The following is a 22,129-nucleotide window of genomic DNA, read 5'->3' as shown; positions in this document are numbered from 1 at the left end:
CAGTGCTGGGTTTTAATCTGAAATCGCCGCTTCGCGCGGCAGCTTTGGTTATGTTTGCGGTTGCAGGTCTTACAGCATGTGGATCTGACAATGACGAAATCGCGCTTTCGAAAGCGACGGCTGGTTTCTTGAAACAGACCGGCAAGAAGATCACGTCCAAGGTATCCGGAGGAGGTGGCAATACAAAAGCCGCCGCCGCTCAACCCGCTGCCGCAGCTGATCCAAATGCATTGATCGCTAACGCGCTTTCGGCCACAAAAGGTCCGATTGCGATTGTTGTTCGTCTTGATACCAACGCCGTTCTTGCTATGAACCCGGTGGGCCGAAACGGGGACTACGTTACCTGGGGCAGCGCGCCGGGGCAGGGGATCACCTATAAGCGTGGTGTGATGACTAACACACGTGGATTGGGTGAAGATCTGATGTCTTCACGTGTTGATACTGCGATTTCGGCAATCACTTCGCGACGCGATGCGGATTATTCGCGCGAGCATTTCTATCTTGGTGATTTGGGTCAAACCAGTCAGTTGACACTTAACTGCTCGCTGCGCCGTTCAGGCACCGAAAAGGTGGCAATTGGCGAGGTCAATGCAAACTCTGTCATCATGAAAGAAAGCTGCCGCAAAAACGATATCGCCTTCACCAACATCTATTGGGTTGATGGGGCTGGTCGCGTGTTGAAATCCAGCCAATGGGTTGGGCAACGTATGGGCAGCCTAGCGATTCAAAACTTGCGCATGTAACGGGCATTCGCCTACGCGCTATGATCGCGCGTAGGCGTCTTCGTAGCGTGTAATGTCATCTTCGCCTAGATAAGCGCCGGTTTGCACTTCGATCAGAACGACATCTTGCGTGCCGTTGTTTTCCAATCGATGCTGCGCGCCCAAGGGAACATATACGGATTGGTTGGCGGGCACGTCGAAACTGTCCGGACCAATCGTAACAGTTGGACAACCTTCAACAACCACCCAGTGCTCAGACCGATGTTCGTGCGACTGTAAAGAAAGCACACCACCGGGATGCACGGTAATAATCTTGACCTGAAAGCCGGGTCTGCTGACCAATCGCTCGAACCAGCCCCAAGGGCGATAGTCGCGCGGCATGGTCTTTGCTTGCACCTTGCCCAGCTTGCTCAGGTCTTTTACCAGCTCCCCAATCTCGGCTGATCGGCATTTGTCCGCGACCAGCACAGCGTCTTTGGTTGCGACGGCAATCATGTTTTCAAGCCCCAGTCCCACCAGCAATTGCTCTGGATCATCGGCGAGCAACAAAGATGACGTGCAATCCACCGCATGGCTGTCACCCAGCGTGACCGTTCCATCATTCGAGGTCTCGGACTGTTCTTCACGCCATATACTCTGCCACCCACCCAGATCTGACCAACGCCCGCCAAACGGAACTACGTGAAGATCACGCTGTTTTTCCATGATTGCGTAATCGATCGAAACGTCAGGCAGTTTTTCCCAATCGCCTTTGGGTAACCGGGTGAATCCCAAGTCACGTTCTTTGTTATCCAATGCCGATTGAACTGGCGCGATCATGTCGGGTGCGTGTTCTTTGAAGGCATCGATCATTTCTCGCGCGCGGAAAAGGAATATCCCTGCGTTCCACAAGTGACGCCCCCCTGCGAGCATTTGCACAGCAGTTTCGGGATCGGGTTTTTCGGTAAAGCTTTTCAGCGGCATGGTGCATTGGTCGGGTGTGGGCTTGCTGGAAAGTTCCAGATAGCCGTAGCCGGTTTCAGGCCGATCCGGTGTAATTCCAAATGTGGTCAGATGCCCATCAGCGACAGCTTTCATCCCCATCACAACACTGGTCGTGAAGTGATCATGGTCTGGCAGTAAATGATCAGCTGGCGTGACAATGCATATTGCGTCGGGATCCTTGTCATAGGCTGACAGGGTTGCGGCCAGGACTGCCGGGGCCGTATTTCGCGCGACAGGTTCTAGAAAGATCTGTTCCGGCAAGCTGGCGATCTCGCCCATCTGCTCAACGACGTGGAAGCGGTAGTTCTCGTTGGTCACAACGATAGGGCGCAAATACGCCGAACCTTGAAACCGTTTGATGGTGTCTTGAAACAGGCTATCCGCACCGGCCAGTTTTCTGAACTGCTTGGGATAGGATTGTCGCGAGATTGGCCAGAGCCGAGTTCCGATCCCGCCTGCCAATACAATCGGAACAATCTTTTTCACGTTGGAGATTCTCCGGATGCATGATGCCTGAGCCCAAGACGTACTACACACGCCTTGATAGAATCATGTCCTGTCCAACAAAAAACGGCAAGCCCGAAGGCTTGCCGTTTCAAACGAAAGCTTCTTGCGAAGCAGTCGTTTTTATTCGCTCGACGAATCCGAAGCAGCGATGATGCCAGCAACCAGGGCCAGGCCCAGCAGTGCCATACCGGTGTTACCCAGCGAGCTTGCAGCTTCTTCAACTACTACTACTTCTTCTTCAACAACCGGGTCGCTGTAACCGCCAGCAAAAGCAGGTGCGGTCAGGGCGAACATGCCAGCAGCGGCAAGGGTCATGACTTTTTTCATGTCTCATACTCCATAATTAATTAGCGGGCGCCGCTTGTTTAGCGAGCCGTCCATGATTGTTTTGCACACTCGTGACTGCATTGGAAGTCTGATTTTTGGATCAACGCCCATATGATAGGTAAGTTTTTGCCCCTGTGGCAGTGTTGCAATACCCATGATCAGCCCGAAAATATCTGGGTAAGGAAAACCGCACCACAATGTCGGGAATTGGGGCGAATCCCTGCGCCAGCACCGGTATGGCGCAGATTTCGGCGCAAAATGTTCTTTCTATGGCCGGGTGATTCCATCCATTCGCGCACTGCGAGCTGCGCCAAACTGCGATAGCTATGGCGCCCAATTGGCTTACCGGACGGGGTGGTAAATACACATTTTCCGGAAGAGCGAATCATGAACCGACGACCGTCGATATTGTACAGGCGCATGACGCCGATATTTTCGGCGCCGGTCTTGTACTTGAGCCCAGATGACTTCAAGCGTTTGCTGAGCGTCCTTGAAGATCCACCTGAGGCTTTGTGGCTCAACTTGCCGGACCGCGCCATCCATACCGAATGCTTGCTTGCTTGCCGCCGTAGACCACTGGCTGGTGCAAGCTTTGCAAGGCCATGTTTGCAGCGATAAAAGTTCACCTGTGCAAGGATTGCTGCATCCAACTTTGCCTGGTTTAACCGTTTGGAAGATATGATTTTTTCTTCTCCGGACACACGCTGAACCGCGCATTTTGCATGGGCGGAATTCGGCGTCACGACAATGGTTAAGCAGGCCGTCAGAACAAGGGGCAATATTTTGCGCAGCATTTCAGGCTCCGGTTCAAGTGGTGTGATATGGTCTAGCATGTAATCATTGTGCGAGTCATTGAGGAATGCAGGGCGAATTTCAGGCCATAATATGGCGCTTTCCATTGACTTGACGCGGTGTTTCCCGCACCAAAGTTCTACTGATTTATTAATTACATGAGAGAAAAGACCGATGAAAATCGCGATGATTGGAACGGGCTACGTTGGGCTTGTATCGGGTGTTTGTTTTTCTGATTTTGGGCACGAGGTTGTGTGCGTCGACAAAGATCCGCGCAAAATCCAGATGCTTGAGGCTGGTAAGGTTCCGATTTACGAGCCCGGCCTAGAAGATTTGATGGCTAAAAACGTTCAGGCGGGCCGTCTGACCTTCACCGAAGATCTAAAAGCAGCGGTAAAAGATGCCGATGCCGTCTTTATTGCTGTTGGAACGCCCACACGGCGCGGAGATGGGCATGCGGACCTGACTTATGTCTTTGCCGCGGCCGAAGAAATTGCTGATTCGCTGGATCACTATGCGGTAATCGTCACCAAATCGACTGTCCCTGTTGGCACCAACCGCCGGGTTTCCGAGGTTGTTGCAAAGGCCAACCCAAACCTCGAATTTGATGTGGCTTCGAACCCAGAATTCCTGCGTGAAGGTGCCGCGATTGATGACTTCATGCGTCCGGATCGTGTGGTGGTTGGCGTTGAAAGCGACCGCGCTGCAGAGGTTATGGCGGACATTTATCGCCCCCTATTCCTGCGCGACTTTCCGATCGTCACAACTGATTTGGAAAGTGCCGAAATGATCAAATACGCGGCCAACGCCTTCCTGGCGACCAAGATCACCTTCATGAACGAGATCGCGGCGCTGTGTGAGCGCGTGGATGCGGATGTGAAACAGGTTTCCAAAGGTATTGGGCTGGATGGCCGCATCGGAAACAAGTTCCTGCATGCAGGGCCGGGCTATGGCGGCAGTTGCTTCCCGAAAGACACCAAGGCGCTTGCTCGTATCGGTCAGGAAAACGGTATGGCGATGCAGATCACCGAAACCGTGATCAATGTGAATGAAGATGCGAAGCGTCGGATGATTGATAAGGTTATCGACATGTGCGGGGGGGCTGTAGCAGGCAAAACCATTGCTGTGCTTGGCGTCACCTTCAAGCCCAACACCGATGACATGCGCGACGCGCCCAGCCTGACCATCGTCCCAGCCTTGATCGGTGGTGGCGCGACCGTCCGCGTGGTGGACCCTCAGGGTCTTGCAGAAGGCGAAGCACTTTTGCCGGGTGCACATTGGTTCGAAGATGCGTATAAGGCTGCCGAGAATGCGGATGCGGTTGTGCTTTTGACCGAATGGAACGAGTTCCGGGCACTTGACTTGAAACGTCTGGCAGAGTGCATGGGGACACCAGCAATGGCCGATCTGCGCAACATCTATTCGCCATCGGATGCGGAGCGCGCAGGATTTACGACCTATAGTGCCGTTGGTCGACGCGGGTTTGGCACCGGAGAATGGAATGACTGAGGCAACCTTCCAAGACTGGGAGGCGGCAGGCAAAGAACGGAACGGGCAAAAGTTGAAACGACTTTTCGACATTGTGTTGGCACTTGTGCTTTTGGTGCCAGTGATTCCCGCGCTTGCGGTGCTGTATGTTGTCGTGTTGGTGAAGGATGGACGCCCGTTCATTTATCGCTCGCGTCGCAACACAGCGTTTGATCAGGAATTTGACCTGATGAAAATCCGCACGATGCGAACCGTACCCGAGCATGAGAATGTTGGTATCACCGGTGGGCACAAAAAAGGTCGAATCACCAAGCTTGGTCGCTATTTGCGAAACCACCGCTTGGATGAGCTGCCGCAGCTGTGGAACGTTTTGAAGGGCGAGATGAGCTTTGTGGGCCCCCGCCCGCCAGAGCCACGCTATGTTGCCGAATGCCCAGAGATCTACAAACAGGTGCTTTTGGATCGGCCCGGGATTACGGGCTTAGCCTCGATCATTTTCCATTCGCATGAGGAAAAGATGCTGGCCGAATGCGAGTCTCAAAAGGAATCGGAAGAGGTCTACATCCGGCGCTGCATTCCCCGAAAAGCGCATCTGGACATGATCTATCACCGGAACAAATCGCCGATGCTGGATATGTATGTACTGTACCTGACAGCGGCAAAGCTCTTGCCGCTGCCCGGGCGTCGCGCCGCCCGCATTCGTGGGCAGTAGAACGCTGGTTGCTAACGGCTACAGTGCGGTACCATCAGCAACTTTCAGCCATGAAGACCCGTCACAATAAGCCAGTTGCGCGCCTCCTGTGGCGTCTGACACGAATGCAACCCCACCTGCGCCAATGGTTGCGGGTGTCGGCAAGTTGGCGGTTAGAACTGGGGCCAGCTTCATTACGCCATCCACGTCCAGCTTGGCATCCGGCGTCTTGCCAATCCCCACATCTCCGTCCCCGGTTGCGACAAGTGTGTTGTTCCATGTCGATCCGTCCGGGCTTGTTTTGACCGAGAAGTCGTCGCTCCCCGCCAACCCCATTTCCGCACGCCCAGACCAGTTGTCTTGAAACAGAAGTGACCCAGTGTCGCTAAGACCTGCCTTGTTGATCTTCAACTGATGTGAGCCGCCGGCATGCGACAGAAGCGTCGCCTCAGACGAGACTGCAAGCCGGTTGGTGGCATCGGCACTTGTGTTGATCCCAACCATGTTCAGGTTGTTGGTCTCTGGCGTAACTTCAACCCAAACACTTCCGTCAAAGCGCATCTGGGAAGAGGTTGCAGCCACATCTGCGCGCCAGCCTTCTTGGGGGGCGAAGAACAGCCAAACGCCATTTTCAAGCAATGCGATGGTATGGTCCTGACCAACCCAATCACCTGTTGCGCCAGAGGAAACAATATGGCGGTCTCCATCCATGGCAGCGATAGGAGGGGACGTGTCATCGGAACTGCGCACGTTCAACTGAACCAGCACATCCAGCACCCGCAGGGCTTCGTTATGGGTCACATGTTTTTGTGCCTGAGAAGGTTGAATAAGGGGTAGCGACAGGACTGTTGATTGGCTCATGGGGATCTCCGCGAAATGGTCGTTCCCGTCCGAGTGATTGGTGAAATTGATTAACAGCAGCAAACTCAAGCGTACGTTGCTGGGCACGATTTTCGCTTAGTAGAAGTCAATATTATCCTTCAAATGCGTCAGGCTACTGATCCCATCAATGATCAGTTTATCGCCGTCTCCAAAATCGAAAACAGCTTTGTTTCCTTGGATTTTAGCAAACTTCAGGATCATCTTGACGGATTTGCGTCCACCACCCCACAGGTCATTTTCGAAAAGAAGTTTGTCGTGACGATGATGAAAATCTCGAATGCGATCGACGCCGCTGTTAAATACAAACGTGTCGCGCCCCTTTCCGCCAATCAGCGTGTCTCGTCCAGTGCCGCCGTCCAACATGTCGTTTCCGTTCCCGCCGCGCAGAGTATCGCGCCCAGCGCTGCCAGCAAGTGTATCGCGACCACTATTACCCCAAATGCGGTCATTTCCCCGTCCGCCGGTAAGTTGATCAGCGCCATTGCCACCTAACAACACATCATTACCACTAGCACCCGCCAACGTATCCGAACCCGCTCGTCCAACCAACCGATTGTTGAAGCCATTACCAACAAACCTGTCGCCATAATTTGTGCCAATCAGGTTCTCGATGTTGATGAATTGATCCCCCACCATGCTTTCATCACCAGTTCCAGCCGTCAGGTCGACAGTCGCGGCCGAACTGTTGGCGCGCATGTCAATCGTATCGACCCCTGCAGAGCCGTCGAACAAATCCGCGCCGTTCCCGGCAATGAATTTGTCACGGCCATGCCCGCCGATCAACGTGTCATCCCCATCGCCACCGTTGATCAGATCGTGTCCTCCTCCACCTTCCAGAATATCATCTGTTCCCGCCCCAATGAGGGTGTCTGCGCCTCTTCCGCCCGCAACTCCTTCAATAGAATCAAACGTATCGTTTGCCGCCGCCCCCGTGTGGTACCCGGTGGCAAAGTTGAAGATGAAGCCGTCTATTTCGTGGCGGTAGTCAGCAATGTCGATGCCACCGCCCCCAAGAAGAGTGTCCGCACCTTCTCCGCCGATCAGCCGGTCGTTGCCGCTTTGACCGTAAAGCAAGTCATTCCCATCACCGCCTGATACAACATCATGCCCTGTACCACCCCAGAGCCGGTCATTCCCATCACCACCCAAAACGGTATCGTCTCCGCCATTGGCGCGGATCGTGTCATCTCCTCCGTTCCCAACTAAGGTTTCGGCGTCATTCGATCCGCCCAAGTTATCTTTAAATTCTGTTGCAACGATTACTTCGATCGAATGAAACTGGTCTCCTATCGCCCATCCTTTTCTTAGCCCTGTCAAAAGATCCATGGTGAGGGCAGATCCCATTGATGAAAAGTCAGCCGTGTCGATACCGCCGCCGCCGATGAAATGATCCGCTCCGCTTCCACCGATCAGAAAGTCATCGCCATCCCCTCCGTCCAAGACATCGTCTCCATCGCCGCCGATGAGTGTATCGTTTCCATCATTGCCGAACAGCTCATCATTGTCCCCCAAACCGTTCAGGATGTCGGCACCGCCGCCTCCAGCAAGCCGGTTCTCCCCATCATCTCCGGTTACATCATCAGCATGCGCACTGCCGACCACACCTTCGATGCTGATCAGAACATCCCCCGTGCCGCCTGTACCATCCTGAAGGGATATGGTGATACCCTGTGCGCTGGTGGCATAGCTCACGCTGTCCAACCCAACGCCGCCATCCAGCCAATCCTGACCAGCGCCACCACACAGAATGTCATCCCCAGCCCCCCCAACCAGAGTGTTGTCTCCGGCGTCCCCGACCAGAACATCATTGAAATCCGAGCCCGTCAGGTTCTCGATTGAATCGAATTGCTCGCCTAATGCAGCGTGATCCGTTTTGCCGGTTGCAAGATTGACGACCACGCAGTCGGTGGCACCGGCATAGGACACGGTATCGATACCCGCGCCGCCGTAAAACAAATCTCCCCCGCCGGACCAAAGCAACACATCGTCGCCGGCCATCCCGTGCAGCGTGTCAAAACCTACACTGCCTTCGATTGTGTCGTTGCTTGCTGTGCCGTTTACGGTTTCGGGGAAGTAATCAAACCCGCTTGGCGGCCGGTCTAACGTCAACGTATCCTTGGTCTTGAAATGTGAGGCATCCAGCGATCCGCCCCCGCCACGAGAAACATGTAGGACCTCATCCCGGTAGGTGATGATGGCCCCCCAACCTGTCGAGGTGATCTGTAATTGCTTGGCATCATACAGCATGTGATAGCCGCTAAGATCTAACGTATCCTGCGCGGGGTTGAAGTCGGTGATCGTGTCGACATTTCCATCACTGGTCAGGCGAAACACATCCGCGCCGGCCCCCCCAGTCATCGTGTCCTGACCGGCGCCGTCCTCCAAAATGTCGCGTCCTGCACCACCTGACAACGTGTCGTCGCCATATCCGCCCAAGATTAAGTCGCTGTTGCTGCCGCCTGACAGGGTATCTGCTGAGATCCCGCCCTGCAGCGTGACCCCAGCAGGCTCTGTATCGACAGTGAAGCGCGTTATGCCGGTTTCAGTTTCACTGGTGGCAAAGACCACAATCTGCCCGTCCACAACGGCGGCATCTAAAGCAGATACGTTTTGTAGAGCGGTGCTGTTGGTGTCCCAGACCGTGTCTAGATGGACCAGCTTCCCGTTTGGAAGCAAAGTGAACAGAGAAAGTCCATCATCCGAGCCACCGGCAATAACGTAAAGGCGATCTCCCACCTGCACGGTCGTCATCTCGGTCACGTCAGAAAATCGGGTGAACTTGTTGTCGATCACGTGGTCCACGGGGGTCAGCTCCCCGGTCGACTCGACCTTCAAGACCGTCAAAGACGAACTGCCCGCGCTGGCCATGACAACAAATTTCTGGTTCCCGACGGCTCCAGTTGCAAGTTTGGTCGGCGTACCCACAGGCAACACCGTATCGGCAGAGTGTTCTGACACAAGCGTCGGGGTGCCGTTAGCATCCAAGACGTAACTGCTGACGCCATCCCCCGAAGACGAGGCAGTTATCAGGACTTTGTTTGCACCAAGGTCGACGGTCTCAAAGTCAACTAAATCCGGCTCTGTTTGATAGCCCGGCTGACTGAAGTCTCCTTGTAAGATGAATTCGTTGCTGCTGTTGATTGTGTAGTGGCAGAAGCCGGTTCCCGTGATGCTTGCCGCGTAGATATGTGTCGCGTCGTTGATCACTTCGGCATGCAGAGCTGTCAACAATCCAACGCCGCCCAGCCCCCACTGATAAGATGCCGGATTGGATAGTGTCGCGTTGGGTTCAAGCGTTAATCCACTGATCGCCCAATCGCTTTGACCAAAGGCCATAAGAACGGTTGTACCATTGTGATCGACTGCTTCAATCACCGGATTGGACGACGACACCGCCCCCCCTCCGGTCCCGACCTGATCCGATAGCGAAAGTGCCCCCCCCGAACCGATCTCATAGATCATGGCACCATTGCTGGATGCGCTGATCGACATCAGGAGCGCTTGGCCACCCTGCCACACAACTTGAAGATCCGTGATACCGGAATCGTATAACTGACTGACACCCGAACTGGTGCCAGCGAAACTGAATATGGTCACCCCAACCACCCTCGATTTCACCCACGCGTTAAAACGCTCTTCAAGTGTGTTGGCTGGGAGTTAACGACTGATTATTTGCCGTCAGGGATTTGTTTAGGAATTGTGAGCAATTGAATCTTACGAACTCCCTAACAACTGCGCATCAATTTGCCTAATTGAAGGCCGTGCCGTGTCGTCGTGTTGCCATAATTATTGCTTTGTTTGAGGTTCCGTGTGAATCAAACGCAAAATGGCCAATCTGTGGAGATTTCAAGAATGATGAGTGTCCTGCAAAACCCTAGTTTCGAGTTTCCGCAGCAACAACATGCTTCTCAGCCTACATACGCGCGCAAGCCGTACGGCGATATTGGCGATTTCGTGAAGCAGCTGACAGTGGACTTTGCGAACTACTTCGGAGATCCGGTTAACGCATCGTTCGATTTGCGCCCTGGGCGGGTGCTTACCTACAACGTGTCGAGCCTTTCCAACGCCGGTAAATGGTTTGCGAAGAAGGCTTTGGCAGCTTGGGGCGCCGCAACCGGAATCAAGTTTAATCACGTCAAGGCAAGCAACGCGGACATCAAGTTTGTTCAAAATGACCAATCCGGTGCTTACGCAGCGAGTTCTTATAACTCCAAAGGTGAGATCGTTAAGTCCAAGGTGAACATCCCAAAAAGCTGGTACAAAGGCGAAGAATTTGATCTTGGCAGCTACGGCTATCAAACATTTCTTCACGAGATTGGCCATGCGCTGGGGCTTGGGCATGCCGGAAACTATAATGGTTCTGGTGGGTTCCAAGGGGATGCGCGGTTTTCGAATGACAGCTGGCAAATGACAGTGATGTCCTATTTCTCTCAAACCGAAAACCCGAATGTTACTGGTTCTTTCGCATATGTCTTAACGCCAATGCCAGCGGATTTGGCGGGTATACACAAGCTCTATGGTGTGCCGTCGGGTGTGAAAAAAGTGAACACCGGTGAAACTACTTGGGGCTTCGATTCGAATGCAAAGGGACCAGCCAAACTATTTGCTGCGACCAAACCCGTAGGCACCATGACGATCTTTGATCAGGGCGGTGAAGACACAATGGATTTCTCGAAAACCGGGAAAAACCAGAAGATCGATTTGAACCCGCAAGCATTTTCGAATGTTCTTGGTAAAACTAAGAACATTCAAATTGAACGCAGCACATGGATTGAGAATGCCAAAACAGGGAATGGCTACGACAATTTGTATGGGAATACACTAGGTAACGATCTTCACGGTGGTGGAAGGGCAGATTTTATTGCTGGCCGTGATGGCAATGATCGGCTCTATGGCCAATCTGGCAATGATACTATTCGAGGCGGTGAAGGCGGCGATTTCCTGTTTGGTGCACTTGGAGCTGACAAACTGTTCGGCAACCAAGGAAATGATTATCTCCGTGGTGGCCCGGGCGCTGACTTTCTTACAGGTGGCGAGGGCAATGACGACCTAGTTGGCAGCGAGGGTGCCGATACATTCCTGTTTACGTCCGGAAATGACAACATTCTTGATTTCGATGATTCTGAAAGGGACGCCATTGAAATCGATGCGGATCTGGTTTCGACATCTGACGTGACGCAATTCCTGACCGACAACGCCACAATCGTGAACGGAAATACCGTGATTACATTTGGCAATGGCGACACATTGACAATTCACGGTGTAAATAACGCTTTGGACCTGGCCGACGATATCTCATTCGTCTGATTGAGGTTTGCTACGACCAAGGGGCTGAGCGTGAAGCGCATCAGCCCCTTTTTATTCCCTAAATCCGTTTGTTCCGATGCCTTCGAGCCATTCCTGTTTGCCAAAAAACGTGGGATGTGGAACAACGCCCGAGATATTCAGGTTGGAGATTGGGATGAACATCTTACTTGTCGGAGCAGGTCTAAGCGGCGCTGTTATCGGGCGCGAACTGGCAGAAGACGGGCATCAAGTTACCATCGTCGAAAGCCGCGATCATATTGCAGGCAACTGTCATACGGAGCGCGATCATGAAACGGGCATCATGGTCCATGTCTATGGCCCTCATATCTTCCATACAGATGACACCGAAGTCTGGGACTATGTGAACCGCTATACCAATTTCCTGCCTTTTAAGAACCGCGTGAAAACAACGTCAAAGGGCACAGTGTTTTCGCTGCCGATCAACCTTCATACAATCAATCAGTTCTTTGGCCGCTCGATGCGCCCGGATGAGGCACATGACTTCATCACAAGCGAACAGGCAGACACCTCGATTGATGATCCGCAAACATTTGAAGAGCAGGCGCTCCGTTTCGTGGGCAAAGACCTCTACGAGGCGTTTTTCAAGGGCTACACAATCAAGCAATGGGGGATGCAGCCTTCCGAGCTGCCCGCCAGTATCCTGAAGCGCCTACCTGTCCGCTTCAATTACGATGACAACTACTTCTTCCACAAGTTTCAGGGCATGCCCGAAGAAGGGTATACCAAGATGGTCGAAAAGATTTTGGATCATCCGTCCATCACCGTGCATCTGAACACCCGCTTTACCCGTGAACAGGCGGGTCAATATGATCACGTGTTCTATTCTGGCCCGCTCGATGGGTATTTTGACTTTGAACTTGGTCGTCTTGGGTACCGGACCCTGGATTTCGAACGCTTCACATATGACGGCGACTATCAGGGCTGTGCGGTCATGAACTACGGTGAAGAGGAGGTGCCTTACACACGCATCACCGAGCACAAGTATTTCAGCCCGTGGGAAGAACATGAAGGGTCGGTTTGCTATCGCGAGTTTTCGCGCGCCTGCGAGCCTGATGACATTCCCTACTATCCCATCCGCCAAGTAGATGAGAAGGCGTTACTTGCGGAGTATGTTGAGCTTGCAAATACCACCAAAGGCGTGACTTTCGTTGGACGTTTGGGCACCTACCGTTACCTCGATATGGACGTGACCATCCGTGAAGCATTGAACACTGCAAACATGTTCCGAGACTCTGTTGCAGATGGTTCTGATATGCCCACCTTCGCAGTAACACCTTAAGGAAACGACCATGGCCAAGCTGATCCTCCATGTCGGGCTGGGTAAAACCGGGACAACTGCGTTTCAGGACGCGATACGGGAAAGCTCTGAGCCTTTAAAAGAAGCCGGATATCTTTGTGCTGGCCCTCGGTTAAAATTCGCTGTTCCAAAGGACGAGGAGCTGGAAGCTCAGTATTTGGCAGGGGAAGCTGAGCATCTGGCCAAGGCGCTAAGGTCTTTAGAGAAGGTCGCAGCAAACTCGCCGGATATATCGACTATCGTTTGGTCGAACGAGACTATGGGGATGGCACCCGACTTACCTGCAGTGGTCGATGTAATCGCGCAGTTTATCGATGAGACCAGCGTATTTGAGGCGCTGGAGGTGGCAATTTGCTTCCGACGTCAGGACGAATGGGCAGAATCCGCGTATCGCCAGTGGAGTTTGAAGCACAAGATGATGCAGCCACGTGGGATTGAATCACCCGAGGCATGGCTGGAGCGATCTTGGCAGTCAATGGACTATCTTGGACAGTATCAAGCCTGGGCCAAACTCGGCGCTGATCGCATCCGGGTGATGACTTATGATGAAATGCGTGAGGCTGGCGGCAGTGTGCCTTTCCTGTGCACTGCTTTTGGCCTGCCAGTCGATCTTATCACTGAAGATATTCACGGCAAAAAGCACGTTTCGTTGGGGCCGGCGCAAAGCTATTTGAATGCACTTTTTAACAGCAGTTACGATGGCCCTGTGCGCCCGATTGAATTTGCCGGGGTTTTTGAAGCTTGCGAGCTACCAGAGCTGGATGAAAAAGGAAGTTGCTTTCTTTCAGCAGAGTTGCGCCAGACAATTCTAGACCGATGTCAGCCGGATAATGATGCCCTGGCAAAGCAAGTGTTTGGCAGAGAACATCTGTTTTCGGATGCTCCTGTGGGTGGGCAGGTGCTGTATGCAAATGGGCAGTCAGACACCATGTTATATCTATGCCGGATTGTCGGTATTCAGCAGCAGATTCTGGACCGCCAGCAGCAAACAGTGGCCCGTCAGCAGCAGATTCTGGATCGTCAGACGGTTGAGTTGAACGAAAAGAAACATCAGGTGAACAGGCTCACAGGTCGATTGAACCACGAAGCAGAACATCTTGCTTCGGTCGCGGCGCGACTTCGTGACATGGAGAAGCCGGGTTACCTCTACCGCAAAATCAAGCGGCGTTTGAAAGCCAAGTTTGGCCGCGAAACGTAGACCTCAATTTCCGACTTTAGTCATTTCCAAGATCTCTGAATGCGATCGCGTAGTGCGTTTGCGCAAACCATCTGAAACGGCTGCCCGGCGCAACGCGTTATAAGCAGATTTCTTGTCTCCATAACGGCTCGCCGCCATGCGCCAAGACACCAGAAGCATCGGTAACAAAGCCCAGAACAGTACACCTGCTGCGCGGCGATACATGATCAACCCGTTGCGATAAGCGTAATAGACCTTCCAAAGCGGCTTATAGGTCTTCTTTTCGTTTTTCTGAAAGGTCGAGCAATCGTGGACAAAACGTGCGCTCGGGTCGAAGTTGATCTTGAACCCACGTTTGCGCAGCCCCAAGGTATAGATCACATCGTCGCCGTAAATGAACAGCCCCGGATCAGGCAGTCCCACCGTATCCAACATCTTTTTCGAGATGAAGAGCCCTACGAATGAAGTCAAGTCGATTGGGGTTGGTTGCTTGGCGGTATAGGCGCTGTGCGGGATGTGATAGCCGTCACGTCGTTTGATCAATGTGCGCAGGAAAGTTCGAGGCGACCAAAACGGATTGACTGATGGACGGTTCATCTCGCAAATGCGGCCGTCTGGATAATATACAGCCGCTGCAACAGCGGTATCATCCGGGCGCGTATTCGCCATGAAGCTATCCAACATACCCGGTTCGGGCCACGCGTCGTCATCCATCACCACAAACCAATCGGCTTTGTGCTGGGTTAGGGCGTGGCGCAAGCCTTGTTCAAATCCGCCCGCACCGCCGCGATTGGTTGGGCTTGTGAGGATATCTAGCCGAGGGTCATCTTGCGTGGAGAGCCATTCCGCTGTGCCATCTGTGCTTGCATTGTCGACAACCACGATTGAAGCCAGACCCATAGGGGAGTTTTTCAACAGGTTCGCCAGCGTCAGTTTCAGTTTAGCGAGCCGGTTGAATGTCACGACAACAGCAACCAGAGCGCCATTCGGACTGGCATTATCGTGCATTTTCAAAACCTTGTTCTAATAGTGGCGTGCATGGACGTCGAGCTGGGTTTTCCCCTTATTTTGCAAGGCTTGTCAATGCTCTTGCCCTTGGAGGGTACTAATTAGAAACAAAGGGCAGATTTAAGGCTGCAAGGTTTGACCTTTGGGGCGGGGGGCTTTAGGTGAACGGGCAACGAATACAGATATTTTACTGGGCAAATGAACATGAAAAATTCAACTTCGCTGGTGTTGATCGGGGGCTTTGGCTTCGTAGGGCGCAACATTTTGGACGTGATCGCCCAAGACGATCAGTTCGACGGGCTGGAACCTATGGTGATCGACGATCTATCGAATGCTGTGCCCGGACACGAAGCGCTGGATCTGCCTAGCTTTGCCGGTGGATACGAGGACGCGGGCGCGATTGATTTCCTTGATCAACAAAAAGCCACTGACGGTGGGCGGATTTTTGTGTTCCTTGCAGGCGAAACGCGAGTGGCTGAATCGAAAGACCGTCCTTTGGACTTCATCGATGCAAACATCGCCAACCCCTCGAAGTTCGTGATGGAGGCTGTCCAGCCAGGCGACCATTTCATCCTGATTTCAACTGCGGGCGCGCTGTTTGACGGCACCTTCGAAGTGCGCACCAGTTCGGCCTATTGCCCGAAAAACTTCTATGGCGCAACCAAGGCTGCGGAAGAGATGATCCTTGAAAAGCTTGTGGAACTACGGGGTGGCACATTCTCGGTCATTCGAATGACCAACGTCTATGGCCGCTTCTCGGACAAGAAGAAAAGCGCGATCCACGCCTTCACGCGCGCCATCGTTGAAGGTGGTGAAGTGTTCATCAATGGCGACGGCAAACAGTCGCGTGACTTCATCTATGCAGGTGATATTGGGCGTGGCATTGCCACCCAAGCCAAGCGCGTGCGCGATGGCGAGGATTATGACCGCGTGAACATGCTGGGTGCTGGTGTGTCGACCACATTGATGGATGTCGTAAGCGCAATCGAAGAGGCCAGCGGTGAAAAATTGAACTACACCAAGATCCCAGCTGAGGATCTTTTGAAGACCGAACCTCGTGACGTCATCGCCTCGGCTGATGATGTGAAGGTCCTTCTGGGTGACCAGATCACCGATTTCGCCGAGGGCATTCGCCAAACCTATACCTACTATTCGCGCTAGGCTGTCGCAGCTTCGCGGATAGAGGTTTTCCTTTGTTCCAAACGGGTCTATAGCTCGTTCCAACCTAATTATAGCGGGTAGAGAAACATGAAAGTAATCATTCTAGGTGGTGACGGATTCTGCGGCTGGCCGAATGCCTTGTATCTGTCGAACCGTGGTCACGATGTCATTATCGTCGACAACCTGTCGCGCCGTGAAATTGACATTGAGCTAGAAGTAGACAGCCTGACCCCGATCCGTCCGATCGGCGAACGCATCCGCGTTTGGAAAGAGCTGACTGGTAAAGAGATCAAGTTCCACAACTTCACTGTGGGCGAGCAATATCACCGCCTGCTGACGCTGATCAAAGACGAGAAGCCGGATGCGATCATCCACTTCGCCGAACAGCGCGCAGCCCCTTATTCGATGAAATCGGCCCAGCACAAACGCTACACGGTTTCGAACAACTTGAACGCCACCAACGATGTGTTGGCTGCGGTTGTTGAAAGTGGTCTGGACGTTCACCTGATCCACTTGGGCACTATGGGCGTCTATGGTTATGGCACCGCAGGCATGAAGATCCCCGAAGGCTATCTGAAGGTGAAGGTCGACACCCCCGAAGGTGAGACCGAAACCGAGATCCTTTACCCGACCAACCCGGGTTCGATCTACCACATGACGAAAAGCCAAGACCAACTGCTGTTCGCTTTCTACAACAAAAACGACGGTGTGAAGGTTACCGACCTGCACCAGGGCATCGTATGGGGCACGCAGACCGCGGAAACCAAGATGGACGAGCGTCTGATCAACCGTTTCGACTATGACGGCGATTACGGTACCGTTCTGAACCGCTTCATCATGCAAGCGGCTGTGGACTATCCGATGACCGTTCACGGCACTGGTGGGCAAACGCGTGCCTTTATCCACATTCAGGACACCTGCCGCTGCATCGAGCTGGCGCTGGAAAACCCACCGCAAGCTGGCGAGCGTGTGAACATCCTGAACCAGATGACCGAAACGCACCGCGTGCGTGATCTGGCCCAGATGATCCACGACATGATGGGCGCCGAGATCGCTTATCTGGAAAACCCGCGCAATGAAGCAGCCGAGAACGAACTGCACGTCGCCAATGACCGCTTCCTGGGTCTGGGTCTTGAGCCGATCAAGCTGCAAGGCGGCTTGATGGACGAAGTCAAAGAGATCGCCGAGAAATACTCGGGTCGCTGCGACACGACCAAGATCCCCTGCGTCTCGCTTTGGAAATAAAGCTTACATGGGCCGCTGTCGAAAGGTAGCGGCCCCTGCTAATTTGTCATTCAGATACCAAAGGCAGTGTAATGCACGCTCTGGAAACGAATGCACGCATTGAACTGCGTGAAAAAGCGCAGGGTCTGACCGAAAGCTATGACCAGTTAGCCGCGGAAGACGTTCTAAAACACGCGATCAAAACATTGTTTCCCGGACGGATCGGGCTTGTGTCTTCTTTTGGAACAGAAGCTGCCGTGCTCCTACACATGGTCTCGCAGATTGATCCTTATGTTCCAGTGATCTTCTTGGATACAGGCATGCACTTCCCTGAAACGCTGTCCTATCGTGAAGATCTCGTTTCGAAACTTGGCCTTTGTAACATCCAGACCGTCCACCCGCGACCAGCCAGCGTGACAGCCGACGATCCTGATGGCGTTCTACACCAGTCGAACTCGGATCTGTGCTGCCACGTACGCAAGACACTGCCGATGCTAGCGGCGCTGCGCGGGCTGGATTGCTGGATAACTGGGCGCAAGCGCGGACAAGCCAGCACACGTAACGACCTAGAACTGTTCGAGACACAGGATCGATGGCTGAAGGTCAATCCACTGCTCAATTGGACCGCTGACGACGTGGCTACCTATTTCAAGACACATGATTTGCCCGATCACCCGCTGAAAGAACGCGGCTATCTATCCGTCGGATGCCTTCCCTGTACACGTGCCGTTAAACCGGGCGAAGATGCCCGCGCAGGGCGCTGGGCTGACAGCGAAAAGACTGAATGCGGCATTCACATCGTTGACGGAAAGATCGTACGTGGCGGTGGAACCTGAACGAGGCTAATCGCTATGATTTGGCCGCATTGCTATGTGGGAATGCCTGTTTTGGTTCCGGCACCTGATAGAAATTCGCCAGCGCTGAGTAGCTTTTCAGATCACTCCAGCGAAGTTCAATACAATGTTCTGGAAACGTATCGGCCAAACGTAGGAAAGCTTCATGATGACGTTTCCAGAAAGCCAAGCGGTTGGCGATACGCGCCTCTGGATCGCTTTCCCATAGTGTGTGTTGGCGATAGATCTCTGGGTGCGATATTTCCCATTTTCGGACGCTTTCTAACCAACTTTCAGCGTCACGGTTGACCCAGATGAAACGCGCTTCCGGTGCAAGGATCTTGCGGATAAATGGGTGCAAATGGGCATGTCCCATAGGAGCATCATGAAAGATATCGTATCGGGCAGCTTTCGCGACCAAAGGCTGAAATTTCTCTAATAGTTTGTTTCTTTCAGCGGCTTCAAAGCTGTGAAAGTCCATACCATTCCCAAGTGCTTTGCGATAATATGAAGCTGCTGGTCGGATACTCTTTAAAAGCGCGCCATCATGCGGCATTTCGCGATGTCCGACACCCAACGCAATCAGCGATTTTCCGATCGAAGTCGATCCTGTCTTATATGGCGATGCAATGATATGTACCTGTCCCTCAATCTGCGAGGGCGAAGGGTCGCGCTGCAAGAGATTTCTTAGAGATTTCAGTACCTTCTTCATTTCCTCACCGGATTTTTCGAATTGCGTTGTAAGCGAGAAGAAGCGGGCGGTTCAACGCAGGGAACTTTTGTCCAACTGCTTTGCCGGCTTCGACAATACGTGACTTTCCAATCAGATTGCGCTGGCTGGTGGCTTGCAAATTCGCCATGACCTCACCGTAGTAGGGGGTATTGATCAAAGCTTGCCAATAGTAACCAGATTGCGGAACAGCAACACCGTGCCAAGGTTTGTAAGCACGATCGGCATAGTGAATAATCCATGGATCGCGACGCGCCTCCATAGCCTTCATATGATTTGGTTTTGGCACTTTGGAATAGGCAGCATCAACCGAGTTGAAGACATTCCAGCGGGCATCCAAGAGGCACAAATCATCTTTGAATGCTTTGTTCAGAATGTCCTGGTCGCGGAATAGATAGCGGCCGTTCTGTGCCTCATGCAACAAGTGACGTCCCAATGCATTCAGATCGCCCATTGTTTTGAAGTTGAACAACAAAACGCCTGCGTTGAAATAGCGTGCGATCTGCGCATCCGACATCTCTAGACGATTGCGGTGGTAAGCCGAAAGATCGGGCACATCGGGGTCAATCGTAGGGATGGGGCCGGTCAATGTGCGCGTCATGATCCAATCTGGAACAGCGCCAATTTTGGCGTCGCCAATGTCTGCGTCATAGAGTTTGCAGACGTCTTCTTTCAGGATGATATCCACATCAAGATATAGCAACCGGTCCAAGCCGGGCAGCAGGTTGAACAGCAAAAAGCGATTGTAGGTCGCATTTGAGGGCGCGCGGCTGGATGACCGATAGCTTTCATCGAAGTAGTTGCCCGTGTCGATTGCATGAAGTTGGATGTTCGATTGCTGAGACTTCAGCCATCCGTCAAACACTTCGATGTCTGCGTGACCAATCCCAGAATGCAAGAAATACAACGCGATAGGACGCTTGGGATCTGCCTTGGACAAAAGCGAATTCATCATTGCTGAAGCATGGGGAAGATAAGCGCGGTCTGCTGCTATTGCGATGTTCACCACGTCATCAGCGGGTTTATCCTGCTGGGTAAGATACGGTGTAACGACTGCCTTCGATAGGTTGATAATAGAGGTCTCACGGATCCGGGTGGACGGGTTTGTTTTTTGCTCATGAATGATAAACGCGGTCATCAAACGCTCGGCCAAAAAGCCAATATAGCGGGCTTGGTAAGAGCTGTAATTCGTGCGGTCAATCTGCGCCGCATCCACTTTCAGCAGGATGTCAAACAACCAAGAGCAATACCTTTCAAAGACCTCACGACGCATTAATGCGATATTGCCCAGTCGAATATCTGTAGACTTGGCAGCGGTGTTAAAAGCCTCCAAATACTCTGGGTGATCATTTGCGATCACGTCGCGCATTTTGTCGAAATCGTCTTTGTGGTGCCCGCGGAGATAGTTGTTTTCGACGCTCACTCCCATTTCATGAAGGCGTGGCAGAACGATGTCCCAATTGTCCAGTTCAGCATCAATCCAAGCTTCGGCGCGTTCTGTCCAATCGTCGGTATTCAGGGCACCCAAATAGACTTCTGTTTGGCCTTCGGTGATGCTTCCGGTTACGTCCAGAAGGCGGCGATAATGCATCAGCCCGATGAAATCGCTTTCGGTATCATTTTTCCAAGCCCAGTACAGAGCAGTAAGTTCGCAAAACGATCCGTTTTTGTCCGAAATATGATCGCCCGTGTTGTCGGCGAGCATGCCCGGCAGCGTGTTGCCAGCGGCCGCAGCGCCAACGTGAATTGGCTTGATGCTTTTCGACGAAACCCGCGGCGATAACTTGTGATAGGCAGAATAAACCGAAACTTTCATAACAGACCTTTCTTGCGTCGCGGGTTGTATAGTGTCGGCGGGGTGGACATACAAGAATTCAAGGCGTTTCAGCGGGAGAAAGCGCGCTCAGCCATTGTTCTATCTCGGCTTCCGAGACGTCATCGTTCCCGACTTCGGGGTAGCGTGACAGATCCGTATTGAAATAGTGAGGATTGCTGGTGTCTCCAAGCCACGTAGCAAGCCGTCTATTGCTTTCTTGAAATTGGTCGAGAAATGACTGCGCCGCGGCCCGTGAAGGGACAAGTTTGTCTGTATCGTTAACCTTCTCAAGCGTGCGCTTGATTATGCTTTCTTGAACGCCTTTGGAACGCAAATACAACCCTATCAGAAGCTGCTTTCGCGAAAGTGCTTTGTTGACGTCTTCCCCCCAGTTGGGTTCTTCCAAGCCCAGCAGATGGAAAAAGTCGGCAACTGTATCTCCTTTGAAAAGAGAATCTCTTTCAAATTTTCGAACTGTTATGTTCTTGGCGCCAAATATGTCGGCCCAGATCTTCAGCTTCTGATCGTAGCAAAAATAGCTGTCTAAGGATTTGCGATAGGATGGCAGCGCAGATACTTCGGCGCTGTAAAAATCCAATGTTCCTTTACGCATAATTGTTTGCTTGCGGTGAGAAAGCGCCAAAGAATCCTGCCGTCGCAGGTAGACGACGATTTTTATCTCATCGAACTGTCGGCGCAGCACCCAAGCCAATTTTCGAAGCTGCCACTTGCTGTAGACCCAAAACAAGTTCTCAGTCGAAGCGATATAGTCTCCGTCATTTGGAAATGCTTGCTTGAACGCGCGGTAATCAATTTTTGATCTGAAACTGCGATCTGAGCCGCTAATTTTTACAAACCTGTTGATGTTTGTCCCGTTCGGAACATGTGCGTAGGCGCGATCGCCAAGTAATCCATTCTGATGGGCGTACAGAAGCGCGCATTGAAGAGAAGACGTTCCTGTTTTGTGAGACCCGATATGAATCAGAAGAACGCGCTTGGCCTGCTTGCGGCTGCTAAAAATCATGCTCTGCCCACTCCAAAGTCTGCAAACAACGAACAGTTTCAGTCACTGCCATGCATCACCCTGTTTGCACACAGCGTGGGTGACATTGCATCAAGCAGCGGTCAGATCAAGTATATGTATTTGAATGGGCGCCCTCAG

At 52.6% G+C, this 22,129-nt stretch carries 18 protein-coding genes; 9 read left to right on the top strand and 9 right to left on the bottom strand.

All coding sequences use genetic code 11. The annotated features are described in order from the left end of the window. The first annotated feature begins 2 nt into the window (after positions 1 to 2). Positions 3 to 743: a YjbF family lipoprotein gene (locus tag MWU55_RS01250; RefSeq protein WP_246933884.1), complete on the top strand. Its 741-nt coding sequence runs from the start codon at positions 3 to 5 to the stop codon at positions 741 to 743. 18 nt (positions 744 to 761) lie between these two features. Here the strand turns inward: MWU55_RS01250 and MWU55_RS01245 are convergent, their stop codons facing one another. From MWU55_RS01245 to MWU55_RS01235, 3 genes are all read right to left on the bottom strand, one after another. After that, positions 762 to 2,192, bottom strand: a complete 1,431-nt coding sequence (locus MWU55_RS01245; protein WP_246933883.1) for a mannose-1-phosphate guanylyltransferase/mannose-6-phosphate isomerase — start codon at positions 2,190 to 2,192, stop codon at positions 762 to 764. 141 nt (positions 2,193 to 2,333) lie between these two features. Beyond that, on the bottom strand, positions 2,334 to 2,540 hold the full coding sequence (locus MWU55_RS01240; protein WP_246933882.1) for a hypothetical protein: 207 nt from the start codon (positions 2,538 to 2,540) through the stop codon (positions 2,334 to 2,336). A 158-nt stretch (positions 2,541 to 2,698) separates the two neighbouring features. Beyond that, positions 2,699 to 3,439 carry a CAP domain-containing protein gene (locus tag MWU55_RS01235; protein WP_246933881.1) on the bottom strand — a complete coding sequence of 247 codons (741 nt, stop codon included), beginning with the start codon at positions 3,437 to 3,439 and terminating at the stop codon, positions 2,699 to 2,701. A 67-nt stretch (positions 3,440 to 3,506) separates the two neighbouring features. Here MWU55_RS01235 and MWU55_RS01230 point away from each other — a divergent pair, with 67 nt between their 5' ends. Further along, positions 3,507 to 4,841 (top strand): UDP-glucose/GDP-mannose dehydrogenase family protein, encoded by a 1,335-nt coding sequence (locus MWU55_RS01230; protein WP_246933880.1) that lies wholly within the window; start codon positions 3,507 to 3,509, stop codon positions 4,839 to 4,841. Then, positions 4,834 to 5,532 carry a sugar transferase gene (locus MWU55_RS01225; protein WP_246933879.1) on the top strand — a complete coding sequence of 233 codons (699 nt, stop codon included), beginning with the start codon at positions 4,834 to 4,836 and terminating at the stop codon, positions 5,530 to 5,532. The genes MWU55_RS01230 and MWU55_RS01225 overlap by 8 nt, the downstream gene beginning before the upstream one ends. 18 nt (positions 5,533 to 5,550) lie before the next feature. On the opposite strand, the gene MWU55_RS01220 is transcribed toward MWU55_RS01225, so the two are convergent. Both MWU55_RS01220 and MWU55_RS01215 read right to left on the bottom strand, forming a co-directional pair. Then, positions 5,551 to 6,372: a DUF2793 domain-containing protein gene (locus MWU55_RS01220; protein WP_246933878.1), complete on the bottom strand. Its 822-nt coding sequence runs from the start codon at positions 6,370 to 6,372 to the stop codon at positions 5,551 to 5,553. 96 nt (positions 6,373 to 6,468) lie between these two features. Beyond that, positions 6,469 to 9,990 (bottom strand): calcium-binding protein, encoded by a 3,522-nt coding sequence (locus tag MWU55_RS01215; protein WP_348646201.1) that lies wholly within the window; start codon positions 9,988 to 9,990, stop codon positions 6,469 to 6,471. Positions 9,991 to 10,248: 258 nt separating this feature from the next. Here MWU55_RS01215 and MWU55_RS01205 point away from each other — a divergent pair, with 258 nt between their 5' ends. The 3 genes from MWU55_RS01205 (at position 10,249) to MWU55_RS01195 (ending at position 14,216) form a co-directional block, all read left to right on the top strand. Then, complete coding sequence (locus tag MWU55_RS01205) at positions 10,249 to 11,700, top strand: M10 family metallopeptidase (protein ID WP_246933877.1); 1,452 nt, start codon at positions 10,249 to 10,251, stop codon at positions 11,698 to 11,700. Positions 11,701 to 11,854: 154 nt separating this feature from the next. Next, entirely contained in the window at positions 11,855 to 13,000 is a 1,146-nt protein-coding gene (glf, locus tag MWU55_RS01200) for a UDP-galactopyranose mutase (RefSeq protein WP_246933876.1), read from the top strand. A 10-nt stretch (positions 13,001 to 13,010) separates the two neighbouring features. Then, positions 13,011 to 14,216 (top strand): hypothetical protein, encoded by a 1,206-nt coding sequence (locus MWU55_RS01195; protein WP_246933875.1) that lies wholly within the window; start codon positions 13,011 to 13,013, stop codon positions 14,214 to 14,216. A gap of 3 nt (positions 14,217 to 14,219) precedes the next feature. Here the strand turns inward: MWU55_RS01195 and MWU55_RS01190 are convergent, their stop codons facing one another. After that, positions 14,220 to 15,203 (bottom strand): glycosyltransferase, encoded by a 984-nt coding sequence (locus tag MWU55_RS01190; RefSeq protein WP_246933874.1) that lies wholly within the window; start codon positions 15,201 to 15,203, stop codon positions 14,220 to 14,222. Positions 15,204 to 15,407: 204 nt separating this feature from the next. Here MWU55_RS01190 and MWU55_RS01185 point away from each other — a divergent pair, with 204 nt between their 5' ends. The 3 genes from MWU55_RS01185 (at position 15,408) to MWU55_RS01175 (ending at position 18,424) form a co-directional block, all read left to right on the top strand. Continuing rightward, entirely contained in the window at positions 15,408 to 16,364 is a 957-nt protein-coding gene (locus MWU55_RS01185; protein WP_246933873.1) for an NAD(P)-dependent oxidoreductase, read from the top strand. Between the two features lie 87 nt (positions 16,365 to 16,451). Continuing rightward, the gene (locus MWU55_RS01180; RefSeq protein ID WP_246933872.1) at positions 16,452 to 17,609 is read left to right on the top strand and encodes an NAD-dependent epimerase/dehydratase family protein; all 1,158 of its coding nucleotides are present in this window, start codon (positions 16,452 to 16,454) and stop codon (positions 17,607 to 17,609) included. 71 nt (positions 17,610 to 17,680) lie between these two features. Beyond that, positions 17,681 to 18,424 carry a phosphoadenylyl-sulfate reductase gene (locus MWU55_RS01175; protein ID WP_246933871.1) on the top strand — a complete coding sequence of 248 codons (744 nt, stop codon included), beginning with the start codon at positions 17,681 to 17,683 and terminating at the stop codon, positions 18,422 to 18,424. A 13-nt stretch (positions 18,425 to 18,437) separates the two neighbouring features. Here MWU55_RS01175 and MWU55_RS01170 read toward each other — a convergent pair whose 3' ends face one another. The 3 genes from MWU55_RS01170 to MWU55_RS01160 are packed head-to-tail and all read right to left on the bottom strand — an operon-like array spanning position 18,438 to position 21,991. Beyond that, positions 18,438 to 19,133, bottom strand: a complete 696-nt coding sequence (locus MWU55_RS01170) for a sulfotransferase (RefSeq protein WP_246933870.1) — start codon at positions 19,131 to 19,133, stop codon at positions 18,438 to 18,440. Between the two features lie 4 nt (positions 19,134 to 19,137). After that, positions 19,138 to 20,967: a DUF4422 domain-containing protein gene (locus MWU55_RS01165; RefSeq protein ID WP_246933869.1), complete on the bottom strand. Its 1,830-nt coding sequence runs from the start codon at positions 20,965 to 20,967 to the stop codon at positions 19,138 to 19,140. A gap of 58 nt (positions 20,968 to 21,025) precedes the next feature. Further along, positions 21,026 to 21,991, bottom strand: coding sequence for a hypothetical protein (locus MWU55_RS01160; RefSeq protein ID WP_246933868.1), 966 nt, complete (start codon positions 21,989 to 21,991; stop codon positions 21,026 to 21,028). Between the last annotated feature and the right edge of the window lie 138 nt (positions 21,992 to 22,129).

The organism is Aliiroseovarius sp. F20344 (assembly GCF_023016155.1).
Classification (GTDB): Bacteria; Pseudomonadota; Alphaproteobacteria; order Rhodobacterales; family Rhodobacteraceae; genus Aliiroseovarius.
This window is presented reverse-complemented; position numbering and strand designations above follow the sequence as displayed.

Excerpts from the sequence above, each read along its gene's own strand:
- MWU55_RS01240 (WP_246933882.1), bottom strand. The coding sequence starts at position 2,540 with ATGAAAAAAGTCATGACCCTTGCCGCTGCTGGCATGTTCGCCCTGACC.
- MWU55_RS01235 (WP_246933881.1), bottom strand. The coding sequence starts at position 3,439 with ATGGAAAGCGCCATATTATGGCCTGAAATTCGCCCTGCATTCCTCAAT.
- MWU55_RS01230 (WP_246933880.1), top strand. The coding sequence starts at position 3,507 with ATGAAAATCGCGATGATTGGAACGGGCTACGTTGGGCTTGTATCGGGT.
- MWU55_RS01225 (WP_246933879.1), top strand. The coding sequence starts at position 4,834 with ATGACTGAGGCAACCTTCCAAGACTGGGAGGCGGCAGGCAAAGAACGG.
- MWU55_RS01220 (WP_246933878.1), bottom strand. The coding sequence starts at position 6,372 with ATGAGCCAATCAACAGTCCTGTCGCTACCCCTTATTCAACCTTCTCAG.
- MWU55_RS01205 (WP_246933877.1), top strand. The coding sequence starts at position 10,249 with ATGAGTGTCCTGCAAAACCCTAGTTTCGAGTTTCCGCAGCAACAACAT.
- glf (WP_246933876.1), top strand. The coding sequence starts at position 11,855 with ATGAACATCTTACTTGTCGGAGCAGGTCTAAGCGGCGCTGTTATCGGG.
- MWU55_RS01195 (WP_246933875.1), top strand. The coding sequence starts at position 13,011 with ATGGCCAAGCTGATCCTCCATGTCGGGCTGGGTAAAACCGGGACAACT.
- MWU55_RS01190 (WP_246933874.1), bottom strand. The coding sequence starts at position 15,203 with ATGCACGATAATGCCAGTCCGAATGGCGCTCTGGTTGCTGTTGTCGTG.
- MWU55_RS01185 (WP_246933873.1), top strand. The coding sequence starts at position 15,408 with ATGAAAAATTCAACTTCGCTGGTGTTGATCGGGGGCTTTGGCTTCGTA.
- MWU55_RS01180 (WP_246933872.1), top strand. The coding sequence starts at position 16,452 with ATGAAAGTAATCATTCTAGGTGGTGACGGATTCTGCGGCTGGCCGAAT.
- MWU55_RS01175 (WP_246933871.1), top strand. The coding sequence starts at position 17,681 with ATGCACGCTCTGGAAACGAATGCACGCATTGAACTGCGTGAAAAAGCG.
- MWU55_RS01170 (WP_246933870.1), bottom strand. The coding sequence starts at position 19,133 with ATGAAGAAGGTACTGAAATCTCTAAGAAATCTCTTGCAGCGCGACCCT.
- MWU55_RS01165 (WP_246933869.1), bottom strand. The coding sequence starts at position 20,967 with ATGAAAGTTTCGGTTTATTCTGCCTATCACAAGTTATCGCCGCGGGTT.
- MWU55_RS01160 (WP_246933868.1), bottom strand. The coding sequence starts at position 21,991 with ATGATTTTTAGCAGCCGCAAGCAGGCCAAGCGCGTTCTTCTGATTCAT.